General features: G+C 64.9%; 15 protein-coding genes and 1 tRNA gene. 8 read left to right on the plus strand and 8 right to left on the minus strand.

Translation table 11 applies throughout. The annotated features are described in order from the left end of the window. Nucleotides 1-155 precede the first annotated feature (155 nt). Together ACI3K3_RS06210 and ACI3K3_RS06215 are read right to left on the minus strand one after the other, a co-directional pair. Nucleotides 156-1,403 (minus strand): SPOR domain-containing protein, encoded by a 1,248-nt coding sequence (locus ACI3K3_RS06210; protein WP_404912741.1) that lies wholly within the window; start codon nt 1,401-1,403, stop codon nt 156-158. A 2-nt stretch (nt 1,404-1,405) separates the two neighbouring features. Further along, the gene (locus ACI3K3_RS06215) at nt 1,406-2,131 is read right to left on the minus strand and encodes an AAA family ATPase (protein ID WP_404912742.1); all 726 of its coding nucleotides are present in this window, start codon (nt 2,129-2,131) and stop codon (nt 1,406-1,408) included. Nucleotides 2,132-2,478: 347 nt separating this feature from the next. On the opposite strand from ACI3K3_RS06215, the gene ACI3K3_RS06220 reads away from it, so the two are divergent. From ACI3K3_RS06220 to ACI3K3_RS06240, 5 genes are all read left to right on the plus strand, one after another. After that, nucleotides 2,479-3,474, plus strand: coding sequence for an SPOR domain-containing protein (locus tag ACI3K3_RS06220; RefSeq protein ID WP_404912743.1), 996 nt, complete (start codon nt 2,479-2,481; stop codon nt 3,472-3,474). A gap of 100 nt (nt 3,475-3,574) precedes the next feature. Continuing rightward, nucleotides 3,575-4,876 carry a DUF418 domain-containing protein gene (locus ACI3K3_RS06225; protein ID WP_404912744.1) on the plus strand — a complete coding sequence of 434 codons (1,302 nt, stop codon included), beginning with the start codon at nt 3,575-3,577 and terminating at the stop codon, nt 4,874-4,876. Nucleotides 4,877-4,945: 69 nt separating this feature from the next. Then, entirely contained in the window at nt 4,946-5,140 is a 195-nt protein-coding gene (locus tag ACI3K3_RS06230) for a bacterioferritin-associated ferredoxin (RefSeq protein ID WP_132264026.1), read from the plus strand. 114 nt (nt 5,141-5,254) lie between these two features. Beyond that, a complete protein-coding gene (gene bfr, locus ACI3K3_RS06235) occupies nt 5,255-5,740 on the plus strand; it encodes a bacterioferritin (protein WP_404912745.1) in 486 nt (161 codons plus the stop codon). 23 nt (nt 5,741-5,763) lie between these two features. Then, nucleotides 5,764-6,816 carry an NAD(P)H-dependent flavin oxidoreductase gene (locus ACI3K3_RS06240; protein ID WP_404912746.1) on the plus strand — a complete coding sequence of 351 codons (1,053 nt, stop codon included), beginning with the start codon at nt 5,764-5,766 and terminating at the stop codon, nt 6,814-6,816. Here ACI3K3_RS06240 and ACI3K3_RS06245 read toward each other — a convergent pair. After that, nucleotides 6,809-8,398, minus strand: coding sequence for a S9 family peptidase (locus ACI3K3_RS06245; protein WP_404912747.1), 1,590 nt, complete (start codon nt 8,396-8,398; stop codon nt 6,809-6,811). The two genes, ACI3K3_RS06240 and ACI3K3_RS06245, sit on opposite strands and share 8 nt — an antisense overlap. Nucleotides 8,399-9,147: 749 nt before the next feature. Between ACI3K3_RS06245 and ACI3K3_RS06250 the strand changes: the two genes are divergently transcribed. Beyond that, nucleotides 9,148-10,302, plus strand: coding sequence for an AI-2E family transporter (locus tag ACI3K3_RS06250; protein ID WP_404912748.1), 1,155 nt, complete (start codon nt 9,148-9,150; stop codon nt 10,300-10,302). A 44-nt stretch (nt 10,303-10,346) separates the two neighbouring features. Here ACI3K3_RS06250 and der read toward each other — a convergent pair whose 3' ends face one another. After that, nucleotides 10,347-11,723: a ribosome biogenesis GTPase Der gene (gene der / locus ACI3K3_RS06255; protein ID WP_313435872.1), complete on the minus strand. Its 1,377-nt coding sequence runs from the start codon at nt 11,721-11,723 to the stop codon at nt 10,347-10,349. A gap of 175 nt (nt 11,724-11,898) precedes the next feature. Here der and ACI3K3_RS06260 point away from each other — a divergent pair, with 175 nt between their 5' ends. Beyond that, complete coding sequence (locus ACI3K3_RS06260) at nt 11,899-12,525, plus strand: CHAP domain-containing protein (RefSeq protein ID WP_404912749.1); 627 nt, start codon at nt 11,899-11,901, stop codon at nt 12,523-12,525. A 170-nt stretch (nt 12,526-12,695) separates the two neighbouring features. Here ACI3K3_RS06260 and ACI3K3_RS06265 read toward each other — a convergent pair whose 3' ends face one another. Then, nucleotides 12,696-12,983 carry a DUF3297 family protein gene (locus ACI3K3_RS06265; RefSeq protein WP_404912750.1) on the minus strand — a complete coding sequence of 96 codons (288 nt, stop codon included), beginning with the start codon at nt 12,981-12,983 and terminating at the stop codon, nt 12,696-12,698. A gap of 78 nt (nt 12,984-13,061) precedes the next feature. Between ACI3K3_RS06265 and ACI3K3_RS06270 the strand changes: the two genes are divergently transcribed. Then, nucleotides 13,062-13,136: transfer RNA gene (locus tag ACI3K3_RS06270), tRNA-Val, on the plus strand. Between the two features lie 122 nt (nt 13,137-13,258). Here the strand turns inward: ACI3K3_RS06270 and ACI3K3_RS06275 are convergent. From ACI3K3_RS06275 to ACI3K3_RS06285, 3 genes are read right to left on the minus strand one after another with little or no spacing between them, the layout of a single operon-like run. Next, entirely contained in the window at nt 13,259-14,125 is an 867-nt protein-coding gene (locus ACI3K3_RS06275; protein ID WP_404912751.1) for a tyrosine-type recombinase/integrase, read from the minus strand. 35 nt (nt 14,126-14,160) lie between these two features. Further along, a complete protein-coding gene (locus tag ACI3K3_RS06280; RefSeq protein WP_404912752.1) occupies nt 14,161-14,562 on the minus strand; it encodes a hypothetical protein in 402 nt (133 codons plus the stop codon). A 46-nt stretch (nt 14,563-14,608) separates the two neighbouring features. Continuing rightward, the gene (locus tag ACI3K3_RS06285) at nt 14,609-15,049 is read right to left on the minus strand and encodes a hypothetical protein (protein ID WP_404912753.1); all 441 of its coding nucleotides are present in this window, start codon (nt 15,047-15,049) and stop codon (nt 14,609-14,611) included. Between the last annotated feature and the right edge of the window lie 138 nt (nt 15,050-15,187).

Consider the following 15,187-nt stretch of genomic DNA (forward strand, 5'->3'; position numbering starts at 1 on the left):
AGCGCAAGGTCGACATTCCGAGGGTCTGGGGGATCATCCCCCAGGACTTTCCTTTTTTTAACTTCCCCAATACAAAAAAAGACGGCTCCTATCCGAAAACAGGAGCCGTTTAGTTCACATGGAACTCAGTGCGAGGCAACGACCTCGCGGAAACTCTACAATTCAGCGCGGCGGGTCTGGCTCATCCGGACACCTCCGGGCAAGGGGCGCTGCTGCGCGTAAGCGAAGCAGGGATTTCCGCTCTGCTTCAGCGCGGAACACACCGATTGCGCCGTGCGCTGGTCGAACCCGCCAGCCGCGACTCGGTAGTAAGTCTGGCCGTTCACTTTAGCCTCGCTGATGCGCAGATCATGCCCCTTGAGGGCGGGATTGCGCGACTGGAAAATTCCCCAGGCCTTTTTTGCGCCATCGATCGTACGGAACGAGCCGAGCTGCACCAGATGCGTGCCCGAAATGCTCTTGCTCGAAGGCGCCTGGGTCCGCGGCACCGAAGCCCCCTTGGATGGAACAGGCTTCGACGGAACAGACTGGGGCAATGGCTGGACAGCAACCCGGCGCACCGAAACGGGCGGAGGTACCGGCTGCTCGTCCTGAGGCTGGTTTGCGCCCCAGAAGCTCTCTCCGGTCTGCACCGGCGGCAGTTCGGCTTCCGCAGCCGGAGCGCGGGTCTCCGCCTTGGCCATTTGCGGCGCGGCGGGGGCAGGATTGAGCGCGAGCATGACCGGCTGTCCGGGGTCCGAACGCAGCGGTGCGCCGATGAGCCCGGCAATCCGGGCGCGCGATTGGTCTGGCCGAGCCGCCCTCGCCCAATCGCCCAGCCGGGCATCGAGCTGGTCGGCGGGCACGTCTTGCGAGGCGATCAGTCGCGCTTCGCGCCAGCGACCGTCAAGCGCATAGGCATAGGCAAGGTTCTGCCGCGCCTTGGGCGTATTCTCGCCGCCGCGCACGACGTTGGTCAGGATATCCACGCCCACTGCGGGGCTTCCGGCGAGGGCGACGGCAAGGCCGTAGTCGCTGCCCGGGATGCGGTTCTGGAAGCGCTGGAGCACCGCCATGGCTTCGGCCTCGCGGCCAGCGCCGATATAGGCAAGCGCCGCGCTCAAGCCGGTGCGCGGGTTCTGGTCACCCAGCGAAATGGCATCCTCGAACGTCGCGGCGGCGGAATCGAAGCGTCCGGCGGCAAGATAGCCCTGCGCCAATGCGGCGCGGGCCGAAGCATCGCGCGGCGACCGGGCAACCCGCTGCTCAGCGCGAAGGATATCCTTTTCCGCCACGTCGACCGAGGACGCCGAAGCGCCGCTACGGGCGAACGGAGCCTGCCCGGCGCAACTCACCAGCAGCACGGCGCCCATGGCGGTGCAGATCGCAAGGCCGGCCTGGCGCAGCGGTTTTTTCGCGATCATCCTCATGCCCCCGCGATCCGGCGACCGAAGCCGCCCACCGGACGTGCCGCGCCGGGCATGACGGGCTGACCTGTCAAGCCGGGCGCCGAGAAGACGGTGCGACGGAAATTGCGTTCGAGCCGATCGGACACATAGTTCCACAGCGCGCCCATTTCCTGCGCGGATCGGCCCTCGGGATCGACTTCCATCACCGTACGCCCGTCGATCATGGAAGCGGCGAAGTCGGTGCGCTGGTGCAGCGTGACCGGTGCGACCGTGCCGTGCTGCGACAGCGCGACCGCGGCTTCGGAGGTGATCCGGGCCTTGGGCGTCGCTGCATTGACGACGAAGATCAGCGGCTTGCCGGCACGCTCGCAGAGATCGACGGTAGCGCCCACGGCACGAAGGTCGTGCGGACTGGGACGGGTCGGCACGACGACGAGTTCGGAAACGGATATCACGCTCTGTATCGCCATGGTGATGGCGGGGGGCGTGTCGATGACGGCCAGCTTGAAGCCCTGCTGACGCAGAACCTGCAAATCGCTGGCAAGGCGGGCGACGGAGGTCTGTGCGAAAGCGGGATATTCCGCCTCACGCTCGTTCCACCAGTCGGCCAGCGAGCCTTGCGGATCGATATCGATGAGGACGACCGGGCCGGCACCGGCACGCTGCGCCTGCACGGCGAGGTGCCCGGAAAGCGTGGTCTTGCCCGAACCACCTTTCTGCGATGCCAATGCCAGTACGCGCAAAGCCGTTAACCCCCTGAGCAGCCGCCACGAGAAAATCGGCGGCTCACAAGAGGCTGGATCGCAGATCGTTCCTAATTTAGAGTTAATCGAACTGACATGCCGCCGGACCCGAACGCCCCTATCGGGGCATTTTTCATTTACCATCACGCTTAACGCGAATTTCGCCCTTCAACGTGCATCTTCGGGGGATATGCGGATGGATCGGCAGGCTCCTTCGCTTACCATGATCGGACCGGAACCAGAAAGGCGAGGCCACCTCAGTGCCGAACAACTCCAAACTTCTTCGGCCGGCTTCGATTGGATCGGGGCTGCTTCTCGCCGCCGCAGCCCTGGCCGCAAGTCCGGCAGTGGCGGACGTCAAGGCGGGGGTCGATGCCTGGTCGGCCGGCGACTATCCGGCCGCCGTCCAGCAATGGCAGCCGCTTGCCGCCAAGGGCGACGCGGACGCGCAGTTCAACCTTGCACAGGCCTACAAGATGGGGCGCGGCGTTGCCCTCGACCTTCGCAAGGCGGAGGAGCTCTACGGGAAAGCTGCGGCGCAAGGACATGTGCAGGCCTCCGACACTTACGGGCTGATGCTGTTCCAGCGCGGCGAACGCCAGAAGGCCATGCCGTTCATCGAGGCCTCCGCCGCAAGGGGCGATGCCAGGGCCGAATACCTTCTGGGCGTGGCGCATTTCAATGGAGACATCGTCGCGAAGGACTGGGTGCGCGCCTATGCGCTGGTGACGTTGGCACAGCGGGGCGGCCTGCCGCAGGCGGCCAGTGCCCTGGCGCAGATGGACACCCATGTCTCGCTGGAAGACCGGCAGAAAAGCGTGGCGCTCGCCTCCGAACTGTCCAGCCGCGCCGACGCCAGCCGCATCAACCAGATCGCCGGGGCGGAACTGGGATCCAGCCCGAAGGCGGCCGCAACGCCCCGCATCGCGACCGTGACGGACAGTCCGGCCAGTGCCGGGGCCGACTACACTCTGGCGCGATCGCTCCCCCTCCCGGCCAAGACCGGCACGGCGCCTTCCCGGCCTGCGCAGCGATCTCCGCAACCTCCGAAGTTATCGGCTCAGCAGAAGGCGCCGTCGCAAGCCGCCGCCCGACCCCCCGCGCCCCCGACCGGAGGCGGTATCTGGCGCCTGCAACTCGGCGCCTTCGGCGTGCCCGGAAATGCCGAGAAGCTTTGGGCCTCCCTGTCGAAACGGCCCGAGATGGCCGGGTCGAGGCGGGTTCTCGTGCCCGCCGGGAAGCTCACCAAGCTCTATGCCGCCGGGTTTTCCAGCAAGGCCCAGGCCGTCAAGGCTTGCGGCGCGCTGAAGGCGACCGGGCAGGAATGCATCGTCACCTCGTAGTCCGGCCCGCGACTCGGTTGGTCGTGCCGGTTGGTCGTGCCCGTTGATCGTGGACGCAGCACTTTCGATCCTCTAACCTCCCCAACAGGGGAGAAAACGAATGCCGAAAGCGATCACGGGCGGAAATGCCCGGACGGTTCGACGCGCAGGGACAACGGGAGGACTGCAGGGGGCTGACGGTCGCCTGGCCTCGCTCGATCTCATACGCGGCGTTGCGGTTCTGGGCATACTCGCGATCAACATAGCCGGGTTTTCCGGCCCCAGCCTGGGCACCTTCACGCCTGACTTCCCGGCGCCTGCAGGCCTTCCCGACGAAGCCGCATGGGCCTTCGGCTTCCTGTTCTTCGAAGGCAAGATGCGCGCCCTGTTCGCCATCCTGTTCGGCGCCGGGCTAGCCCTTCAATGCGAACGGATGGACCGTTCCGGCGACGATGGAGACGTTATCCAGGTTCGCCGCCTGGCGTGGCTCATGGTGTTCGGCACCTTGCATTATCTCCTGCTGTGGTGGGGAGACATCCTGTTCGTCTACGGATGCTGCGGCATCGCGGTTCTTTTCGTCAGGCGGCTGCCCTGCGCGGTGCTGCTCGGGTTGGCGGCGGGCGTGATCGTCACCGCGACCGCCATCGACCTCTGGTCCGCGCTGCCGCTGGCGGGGGCTGAGGAAGCGGTGCAGCTAGGCAACGCCAGCCTTGCCCAGCAGACGCAAGTGCTGGCCCGCCTGGACCTCTATCAAGCCAATGCGCAGGCGCAGGCTTCGCTCTATCATTCGGGTTTCATCGACATCGCGATGTCCAAGCTGCGACACGATCCCTTCTGGCTCTTCACCATGACCGGCCATGCCTGGAGCGAAATCCTGCCGCTGATGCTGCTGGGCGTTGTCCTTCTGCGCAGCGGGTTCTTCCACGGCGAATGGCCTCCGCTGGGAATGAAATGGCTGCGACTCGGCGCCACCACGCTGGGACTGGCACTGACCGCGCTCGTCCTTGCCTGGGCCTGGCCGCGCCAGTTTCCGCCGATCGCCATGACCATGCTGCTGGGCAAGGGACTATGGCCCGCGCACCTGCTGACCGCGCTGGGCTACGCCGCGATCCTGGTTTCCGCCGCTCCCCGCCTCTCCGAGTCACGGATCGGAATGCGACTTGTCGCGGCCGGGCGTGTCGCTTTCAGCAACTACATCGGCACCAGCCTGCTCATGTGTGCGCTGTTCTACGGATGGGGAGCGGATCTGTTCGGGCAGCCGGGTCCGCTCGATCGCTGGGCTTTCGTGTTCATCGGATGGATCGCGATGCTGGCCTGGAGCCGGCCCTGGCTGATTCGCTACCGAAGAGGCCCTCTTGAGCTGCTCTGGCGGTCGCTGAGCCTGCGAAAACGGCTGAAAAACGGCCTCATCCCAACCGCTTGATGGCGGAATAAAGAACGCTATTGCGATCCATTTGCATTTGCATATGATGGTCCCAAGAGGATTCGCACCATGTACGTTTGCATCTGCAATGCCATCCGTGAGACCGATCTGCGCACCGTCGCCCGCTGCTGTCGCGGCGATGCCACGGCGCTTTACGGCGCTCTCGGTCATGCACCGCAGTGCGGACAGTGCCTGGACGAAGCCGAAGATATTATCGCCGAGGAATCGGCAAGCGCCGACGCGCCCCTGAGCGCGGCAGCCTAACCCCTGCAACAAGGCGGGTTACACCTGGCTTCGGCCGGGTGTTTTCGCGTGCCCGCTTGCCTTGTGCTCCTGAACAGGTCATAAACCCGCCCGAACAAATTCAGGAGCATCCCCATGAAGGGCGACCAGCAGGTCATCGATTTTCTCAACAAGGCGCTCTTCAACGAGTTGACCGCGATCAACCAGTACTGGCTGCATTACCGCATGCTAGACAACTGGGGCATCAAGAAGCTCGCCGAATACGAACGTCACGAATCGATCGACGAGATGAAGCACGCCGACGTGCTGGCCGATCGAATTCTCTATCTCGACGGCCTTCCGAACTTCCAGGCGCTTGGCAAGCTGCGCGTCGGCGAAAGCGTCGAGGAAATCCTGAAGGCGGATCTCGCGCTCGAATACGATGCGATTCCGATGCTCAAGGAAGCTATCGCCCACTGCGAAACCGTGCGCGATTTCGTCAGCCGCGAAATCTTCGCCCGCATCCTCGAAAGCGAGGAAGAGCATGTGGACTTCCTTGAAAAGCAGTTCGACATGATCGCCCGCATGGGCATCCAGAACTACTGCCAGCTTCAGAGCAAGCCGGCAGGCGAAGAAGGGTAAGCCCGGACGGCGCGCGGGCAGACATGGATTTTCTCGCGCGCCTCGGTCTCTCCCTTCCTCTGATACAGGCGCCGATGGCGGGCACTTCCACGCCCGCTCTCGCCGCCGAAGTCTGCAATGCCGGGGCTCTCGGCTCGCTCGCCCTAGGCGCTATCGGCCCGGATGAGACGCGACGGCAGATTGCAGAGCTACGCGCTCGCACCGACCGCTCCTACAATCTCAACCTCTTCGTTCATCCGGCGCCGATCGTGGACGCGGCGATCGAAGCGGCGTGGCTTGAAGCCCTCGCCCCCCGTTTCGCTGCCTTCGGCGCGGAACCGCCGACCCACCTGGAAACGATCTACGAGAGTTTTCTCGGCAACGCGGCCATGCTGGACGTCGTGCTGGAGGCAAAGCCTGCCGTTGTCAGCTTCCATTTCGGCCTGCCCGACGACGCAACGATCCGCGCGCTCAAACAGGCGGGATGCCTGCTGCTCGGCAGCGTCACCAGCGTGGAAGAGGCTGAGCTTTCCCTTGCCGCCGGCATGGACGTGCTGGTGGCGCAAGGCTGGGAAGCGGGTGGCCATCGCGGGATGTTCGATCCCGAAGCGCGCGACGACCGGCTCGGCACTTTTTCGCTCGTCCGCATACTGGCCGACTGGGGCAAGCTGCCGGTGATCGCGGCGGGCGGGATCATGGACGGAGCGGGCATCCGGGCCGCGCTCGACCTGGGCGCCGTCGCGGCGCAGCTTGGCACCGCCTTCGTCGCCTGTCCGGAAAGCAATGCCGATGCGGGCTATCGCAGCCTGCTCGCATCCGACGCGGCGCGGCACACCGTGATGACGCGGGCGATTTCGGGGCGTCCTGCCCGCTGCCTCGCCAACCGCTTCACCGAACTGGGCGAGCGGGAAGACATGCCGCCCGTCCCCGCTTATCCGCGCACCTACCACGCCGGAAAGGCCCTGAACGCAGCTGCCAAGGCACAGGGCGAGCCCCTGTTCGGTGCGCAATGGGCGGGACAGGGCGCGCCGTTGTCTCGCACGATGCCGGCGGCGGAGCTGGTCGCCCTGCTCGCCGCCGAACTATCGCTTACTTAGCCGCCGGAGCGGCCCTGTCGGTCTGGTACTGGCCGGTGCGGTACTTGTCGAACCAGGCCAAGATAGCTGACGCCTTGGCTGCGGACTGGGACGGCCGCGCCGCAATGCCGCCATGGCTTGCTCCCGGGACCTTGACCAGCGCCGTCGGCACACCGCGAATCTGCAACGCCGCGTAATATTGCTCCGCCTCGCTGACCGGGGTGCGGAAGTCTTCCGAACCGACCACCACCATCGTCGGCGTCTTGACGTTGCCCACGAGGCTCAGCGGCGAGCGGCGCCAGTATTCCATGGGATCTTCCCAGGGCTTCTTGTCGAACCAGTAGCGCGAGGTGAACGGCGTGGCGTCCATCGTCAGGGCCTCGCTGATCCAGTTGATCACCGGCTTCTGCGTCACCGCCGCCTTGAAGCGATCGGTCTTGCCGACGATCCATGCCGTCAGCACGCCGCCGCCCGAGCCGCCGGTGACGAAGAGGTTGTCCGGATCGGCCACCCCGTCCGCGATCGCGGCGTCGACCGAGGCGATCAGATCGTCATAGTCGGTGCCGGGATAGGCGCGGTCGATGAGGTTGGCGAACTCTTCGCCATAGGACGTGCTGCCGCGCGGGTTGGTATAGAGCACCGCATAGCCGTGCGCCGCATAGAGCTGGTAGTCGGTGGCGAAGCCGGGTGCATAGGCCGTGTTCGGTCCGCCGTGGATTTCCAGGATCAGCGGCGCCTTCTGCCCCGGCGCAAGGCCCGGCGGGGTCACCAGCCAGGCGTCGATCGCGCGGCCGTCCGGCGCAGTGACCGCCAGCTTGCGAACCGGCGCCAGCGCCTTGGCGTCTAGCCAGGTGCCGTTGAGGTCGGTCAGCTTCCGCCCCGCTCCGCCGCCGCTCAGCCACAAGTCGGCCGGCCGCTGCGCCGTGCCTGAGGTATAGGCCACCCGCCCGTTCTTCGAGACGCTGAAGGCGCCGCCGGTATAGGGCCGGTCGAAATGGTCGCCGGGGCTCAGCCCCTCGACCACGTTCTTCAGCCCGCCATCGAGGCCGACCCGCGCCACATAGGTCTTCGCGTGGTCGTCATACTGCACCATGATCGCGGAATTGCCCGACCAGTCGAGCGCGTCGATCGAATGGTCGAAGCCCTTCGTCAGCAGGCGTGAGCCCGATCCGTCGCTGTTCATGATGTAGAGGTCGGAATTCTCATACGAGCGATTGACGTCATCATAGCCGAGGTAGGCGATGTGACGGCCGTCCGGCGAGACTTTCGCACCCGCGTCCGGGCCGTTGCGCGACGTCAGCGCCGTCACCGCGCCGCTGGCGATATCCAGCGCGTAGACTTCCGAATTATCGATGTCATGCTGCCAGTTCTCGTGGCGGTTGGCGCTGAAAACGATACGGCGGCCGTCCGGCGTCCAAGACAACGGACCGCCGTCGTCGAAATCGCCGAAGGTGAGCTGGCGCGGCGCGCCCCCGTCTGCGGAAACGACGAAGATGTGATCGTAGCCCGGCCTTGCATAGCCGCCCCCGTCCGCGCGGTAGCTGACGCGGCGCGCCCCCGTCTGCGGAAACGACGAAGATGTGATCGTAGCCCGGCCTTGCATAGCCGCCCCCGTCCGCGCGGTAGCTGACGCGGTCGATCACCTGAAGCGGCTCCGCCCATTGCGCCCCTTCGGGACGGCCGGAGGGCTGCGAGCCCATCTTGAGCCCCTCTCCCGGGACGCGCATGGTATAGGCGATCTGACGACCGTCGGGAGACCACGCAAGGCTGCCCGGACTATCGGGAAGTCCTGTCACCTTCACCTTGGCGCTGCCATCGAGCCACATCACATAGAGCTGCGGTGCCCCGTTGCCGTCACTCGAAACGTAAGCCAGGCGTTTGCCATCCGGCGACCAGCGCGGCGAAAAGTGCGCCCCTGCCCCGGTCACAAGCGGCCGCTGCGCACCGCTCGCCGCGTCGACCAGCCAGATCGACGGCACGACCTTGTCGGTCATCACATCGGCGGCGGACCGCACATAGGCGATGCGGCTGCCGTCGGGCGAGATCTGCGGGTCGGTGACGCCCGAGAGCTTGAACAGGTCATCGGGTGTAAAGCCGCGCTCGGAGGCAGCACTGTTCGCACCGGCGCCGGTTGCAGGCGCATCGGCGGCGAAAGCGGGGGAGATCGAAACGGCGGCGCAAGACAGCGCGAGAGCGGCGGCGCGAAGGGCAAAGGCGCCCGGACGGGTATGAGGCAAGACGGAAGGCTCCTGCTCGAATGGAGGATGCCCCTGTCTTGCCGATACCTGATGAAAAATCCAGTCACCCCAGGCCTCTGGCTTGCCCCTTGCGAAATCATGCTAAGGAGGCGTCATGGAGCAACCCGAGCGCCCCCCCTACACGATCGAGGACTATGGCTTCGGCGTCCTCGTCATTCTCGTCACCGCAGCCTTCGTCTGGCTGCTGCTGCCCTATTTCGGCGCGGTGCTGTGGGGCGTGGTCGCGGCGATCCTGTTCCAACCGCTGACCGCCAGGCTGGCCCACGCCCTGGGCGGCCGCAAGAGCCTGGCCGCAGGCATCATGCTGCTCTTGCTGCTGGCGCTGTTCATCATCCCGACCATCCTGCTGGGCATCAGCCTGGTCCAGGAAGTCTCGAACATTTACGAGAAAGTCCGGATCGGGCAAATCGACCTTCCCCGCATGTTCGAACAATTGCGCGCCTCGCTGCCGGAATCGGTGGAGCGGATGATCGATCGCTACGGTCTTGCCGATTTCGAAAGCCTGCGCCGCCAGCTGGTCGCCGGCATCGCCAACGGCCTCCAGGGCCTGGTCGCGCGCCTGCTCTCCGTCGGCCAGGGCGCCTTGAGCTTTCTCGCGGCGCTGGGCGTGATGCTCTACCTCACGTTTTTCCTGCTGCGGGACGGCCAGCGTTATGGCGGACTGATCCGCGACGCCATGCCGCTGCGCCCGCACCTCCGCGACCGCCTGGTGAACAATTTCGTGATCGTCGTGCGCGCGACGATGAAGGGCACGGTGGTCGTGGCCGTGGCGCAAGGGCTGGTCGGCGGGATCATCTTCTCGCTGCTCGGCATCCAGGGCTCGCTGCTCTGGGGCGTGATGATGGGGTTCTTCTCGCTGCTGCCCGCGGTCGGCACCGGCCTCGTCTGGGTGCCGATGGCGGCCTACCTGATCGGGACCGGGCAGGTCTGGCAGGGCGCCGTGCTTGCCTTCTGCGGCCTGTTCATCATCGGCATGATCGACAACATCCTGCGCCCGATCCTGGTGGGCCGCGACACCCGGATGCCGGACTTCGTGGTGCTGATCGCAACGCTGGCGGGGCTGCAGATCTTCGGGCTCAACGGCTTCATCGTCGGCCCGGTGATCGCCGCGCTGTTCATCGCGGTATGGACGCTGATGCGCGAGATCAAGAACAGCGACGGCATGCTTGAGCCCGATGCCATCGAAGTCGAGGAACAACGCGCCGCACCGCCGCTATCGGATGCGGAAACGGCGGCACATCCGTCCTGAACCTGAAAAGGGCCGCTGGAGACGATCTCCAGCGGCCCTTTTCGTCACTTCGCGAAGGGGTTCTTCGGCATCCGCAAATTGAGCCGGATGGGTACCGCATCGAACCCGAGTTCCCGGCGAATGCCGTTGATCAGATAGCGACGGTAGCTTTCGGGCAGCATGTCGAGGCGGGTGCCGAACAGGACGAAGCCCGGCGGGCGGGTCTTGGCCTGGGTGATGTAGCGCAGCTTGATCCGCTTGCCGCCCGGTGCCGGCGGCGGATTGGCGGCCAGCGCATCGTCGAACCAGCGGTTGAGCGCGGCGGTGGGCACGCGCTTGCTCCAGGCTTCGCGAATCGAGAACCCGGCGGCGATCAATTCGTCGAGGCCCTTGCCGGTCCGCGCAGAGACGGCCAGCAGCGGCACGCCGCGAACTTGCGCCAAGCCATCGTCCAGCGCGCCGCGAATGCCGTTGAACAGCGCGGAAGCACCCTCAGCGACGTCCCACTTGTTGATCGCGATGATCAGCGCGCGGCCTTCTTCCAGCACCTTGGAAGCGATGGTGAGATCCTGGTGTTCCAGCCCGCGCGTGGCGTCCAGCAGCAGAACCACCACTTCCGCGAAGTCGATCGCGTGGCGCGCATCGGCCACCGCCATGCGTTCCAGCTTCTCGGTCACGTTGGCGCGCTTGCGCATGCCCGCTGTGTCGATCAGGCTGACCTGGCGAACTTCCTGCGTCTTGGGGTCGGTCCATTCCCAATCCACGGTGATCGAATCGCGGGTAATGCCCGCTTCCGGCCCCGTGAGCAGGCGGTCTTCACCGAGGATGCGGTTGATGAGGGTAGACTTGCCCGCGTTCGGGCGGCCCACGATCGCCAGCTTGAGCGGACGGCGCAGCAGCGCTTCCTCGTCCTCTTCCTCCGGGAACTCCGGCTCTTCGGGCTGAAGCGGTTCGAGATGCGGCAAGAGCGATTCGAACAGATCCGCAACGCCCACGCCATGCTCGGCCGAGAAAGTGATCGGCTCGCCCAGTCCCAGCGAATAGGCTTCGAGCACGCCGCTCTCTCCGGCGCGGCCCTCGGCCTTGTTGGCCAGCACCACCACCGGCACTTGCGACGCGCGCAGCCACTGGCCGATTTCCTCGTCCAACGGGGTGAGACCGGCACGCGCGTCGACCACGAAGAGCGCCACATCGGCGGTTTCCAGCGCCGCTTCGGTCTGCTTGCGCATGCGGCCGGGCAGCGTTTCGTCCTCGTCGTCTTCCCAGCCCGCCGTGTCGACGATCTGGAATTTCAGGCCGAGCAGTTCGGCGTCTCCGAAGCGGCGGTCACGCGTGACCCCCGGCTGATCGTCGACGAGCGCGAGCTTCTTGCCGACGAGCCGGTTGAATAGCGTAGACTTGCCGACGTTCGGTCGGCCGATGATGATGACCTGGGGTAACATGATGTAACTCGATAAAGGATTCCGGCCCCTAAACGAATTTGGCGCAAATGGGAATGTCCGCATTTTTCGCGCAGTTTTTGCGCGACGGCAGGATCGTTACGGGAACAAAATCCTACTTCGCGATTAACCATCCCCCGAAGGATTCTCACAAGCAAACAGGGCCGAATTGAGGGGCATGAAAGGTTACCGGATCGCAATCATGCTGGGACTGGCCGGAGCGACGATCTCGCCCGCCGCCTCCCATTACGCCAACGCCCGTTCGGCCATCGACGACGCGCTCGCCGGCATGGACGACGATCGTCCCGCCGCTGCACGAGGCCCCGACTACCTTGAATGCGTGCCCTACGCACGCCAGCTTTCCGGCATCCAGATCTACGGCGATGCCCATACCTGGTGGGGCCAGGCCAAGGGGCGCTACGCCACCGGGCATGCCCCGAAGGTGGGCGCGGTCATGGCGATGGACGCTTATGCGGGATCGCAACTCGGGCACGTCGCCACCGTCAGCAAAGTCGTGGATTCGCGCACGATCCTGGTGAGCCATGCCAACTGGTCCCCGATCGAGGGCCAGCGCGGGCGGATCGAAAAGAACGTCACCGTGCTCGACGTCTCGCCCGCCAATGACTGGAGCGAAGTGCGCGTCTGGTACGCACCGATCCACAACCTCGGCAATACGCACTGGCCGGTTTCGGGCTTCATCTACAACAGCAAGGATGGCGGCATAGCCAAATCCGAAACCCCGAAAGCCAGAAAAAAGGGCCGCCGAAGCGACCCTATCGGCGATATCATCGCCGGAGAATACTGAGCGATCCGCCAAAAACTTCGTCACCCTGAACTTGTTTCAGGGTCCATCTCGCCGCTCAGACCTACGGTTGAGGTTCATAGATGGACCCTGAAACAAGTTCAGGGTGACGATGTGGTTGAATGCAGATCTCGCGTCATCGCCCATGGAACAGGGCAACGACGCTCAGGATATCAGGCCTTCGCGACGGGCGCGTCTTCGCCAAGATCCTCATACCAGGCCTCGACCGGCCCGGCGAGCTTGACGGTCAGCGGATTGCCCTTGCGATCCAGCGTCTTGCCGGCCTGAACGCGCACCCAGCCTTCGGAAATGCAATATTCCTCGACGTTGTTGCGCACGGTGCCCTTGAAGCGGATGCCGACGCCGCGCTGCAGCTTTTCCTCATCGAAGAACGGGCTCTTCGGGTTGATGGCAAGGTGGTCGGGCGGCACGTCCGCGCCGGTGTTGGTCTCTTCGGTCATGCCTCGCGATTTAATTCCAGATGGCCGCTTGTCAATTCGATCCGACTCATCTAGAGGCGCGCTTCCGCAGCGAGATGCGGGCGCGTAGCTCAGTGGTAGAGCACACCCTTCACACGGGTGGGGTCGCAGGTTCAATCCCTGCCGCGCCCACCATAACTGCCTCTGATTATTGAGGTTTTTATGGATCGATCGGAAATCTCCCAGATTTGAGTTGCAGTTCCGTGCAGGAACATACCGTGATTCCCTCCGGGCGCCCGTACAAATCCCGTACAGCATTATTTTCCTCCCTTCGCGAGTCGCAGGCCCGTTTCCGATTCGGCCTGCTCAAGCCCGGCGCGCCAGGCGTTGTGGATCTTGTCCTTCGTGTCCTCAGCATGGGTGTAGACGCGGCGCATCAGGCCCGTGTCCGACCATCCGCCGAACTCCCCGGCCGCCTTCTCATCGACGGGCTGACGCACGTTCATCTCCTGCCCGAACCCGTGACGGCCCGCTGCGTGGAACGGAATGCGATCGATGCCTGCCGCTGCGCATGCCGCGTCCCAGCCCTTGCGCGGGCTTGAGCGATCCGCGAAGCCGAACACGCGCATGTTCTCCTTCTTCTTGCGGTCCCAGCCTCGCGGGAACAGCTCGGGCAGGTTCGCCAGTTCCGCGACCAGCTCGGGCGGGATGTCCACCCAGCGATCGTCATGGCCCTTGGCAGCCGGGATGCATGCCTTGCCCTGCTGGAGGCGCAGGTGCTTGCCGGGGTGCATCTCGATCGCCTGACTGATCCGCGCGCCGGTCGAGAACATGAACAGCGCGAGTGCGGCGTGGCGTTGGGGCGCATGCTCGCGAAACCGAAGTAGCCATTCCCACGAACCCGGCTGCTTCTTCACGCGGCTGCGCTTCCCACGCTTCCTGTCCTGTTCGACGCGTTCGGCCTTGTCGAAACCTTTCACCCGGATCGGCGGGCATTTGCCGAGGTCGTGGGCGTTGTTGATCACCGCGCGAATCGGCGTGATGATCTGGCGCACCCACGTGTCGGCGGCTGCCGTGGGCATCATCTCGGCGCCCAGGTCGCGGACGAACTTCGGCGTGATGTCGTCGATGAACATCTCGGCCAGCTTGATCGTGATCGGTTCCAGATACTCGGCGGTCTTCATGTCAGCCTCGTACAGCACCACGGCATCGGCGAAGGTTAGCTTGGGCTTTTCCTCGCCGAGAAGGTGACGACGGATCCGGAGCGCTTCTTCGTTTCGGCACCACTCCCGCGCGCCCGCTTCCGAAGATGCTCCAGTGCTGCGGCGGTAGTAGTCGGTGATTGGCGTTTGGAGGTATTCAACCCTGCCTTTGACCCACCATTGGGTTCCTCGGAGGTAAGGCTGGAGCGGCATTCGTTCTTGTCCCTCAGGATGGTGTCGAGCTGGTCGGGGGTGATGATCATGGCCCTGCCCAGTTTGTGGCAGGCGCCGAGGCGGTTGGCCTTCTCCCGGAGCGTGCGCTCCGAGACGTCAAGGCCGCGCTCGGCCAGGGTTGAGACCCAATCGGAAGGGGACCGGCCCTCTTCCAGGATCGCGGGAAGACGTGCGGGCGCGTTCACAGCCCCTCTCCTTTCCTTGCAGGCCAGCGGGCGATGCTATGGGGGGTCATAGGTAGTCCTCCGGCTTCTCCAGCCTTTTCCGGCAGGGCGCGATCCAGCGCAGTTTCGTGTCTGCCGCCCGGTCTGCCCAGACGAGCCAGGCGTAGGCCGTCGCGGTCGATCCGTCGGGCGAAAGCTTGCCCTTATGCATCACGACCCTTTCGGTGAACTGGAGCACATGGCTCGGCGGGGTCTTGGCGAACAGGCGCTCGAACCGGCCCTGCCCTTCCAGGAACGCGGCGCGGACGATCACCGCCACGCAATCGCTCGACGCCAGCGCCCGCTCGATGAACTGTTCGGCCAGACGGAACGGTGGGTTTGTGATCGTCCAGTTGACCCGATCAGGCAGCGGGCCGAACAGGTAATCCTCGATCGGGAAACCGGCCCCATAATCGTGGACATCACTGGCATATATCTCATCGAACCACTCCCAGAGTGGCGCAACCATGTGACCGCGATTGGCCGCTGGTTCACGGCAGGTCATGCCGGGTCGGATCAAGCTATTTTCGCTAAGCCACTCGCACAGCGCGCGCGTCGCCCATGGCGGGGTCGGGAAGTCGTCGAGGGAATCATGCGCCTCGACCCG

Source organism: Novosphingobium sp. ZW T3_23 (genome assembly GCF_044987305.1).
GTDB lineage: Bacteria > Pseudomonadota > Alphaproteobacteria > Sphingomonadales > Sphingomonadaceae > Novosphingobium.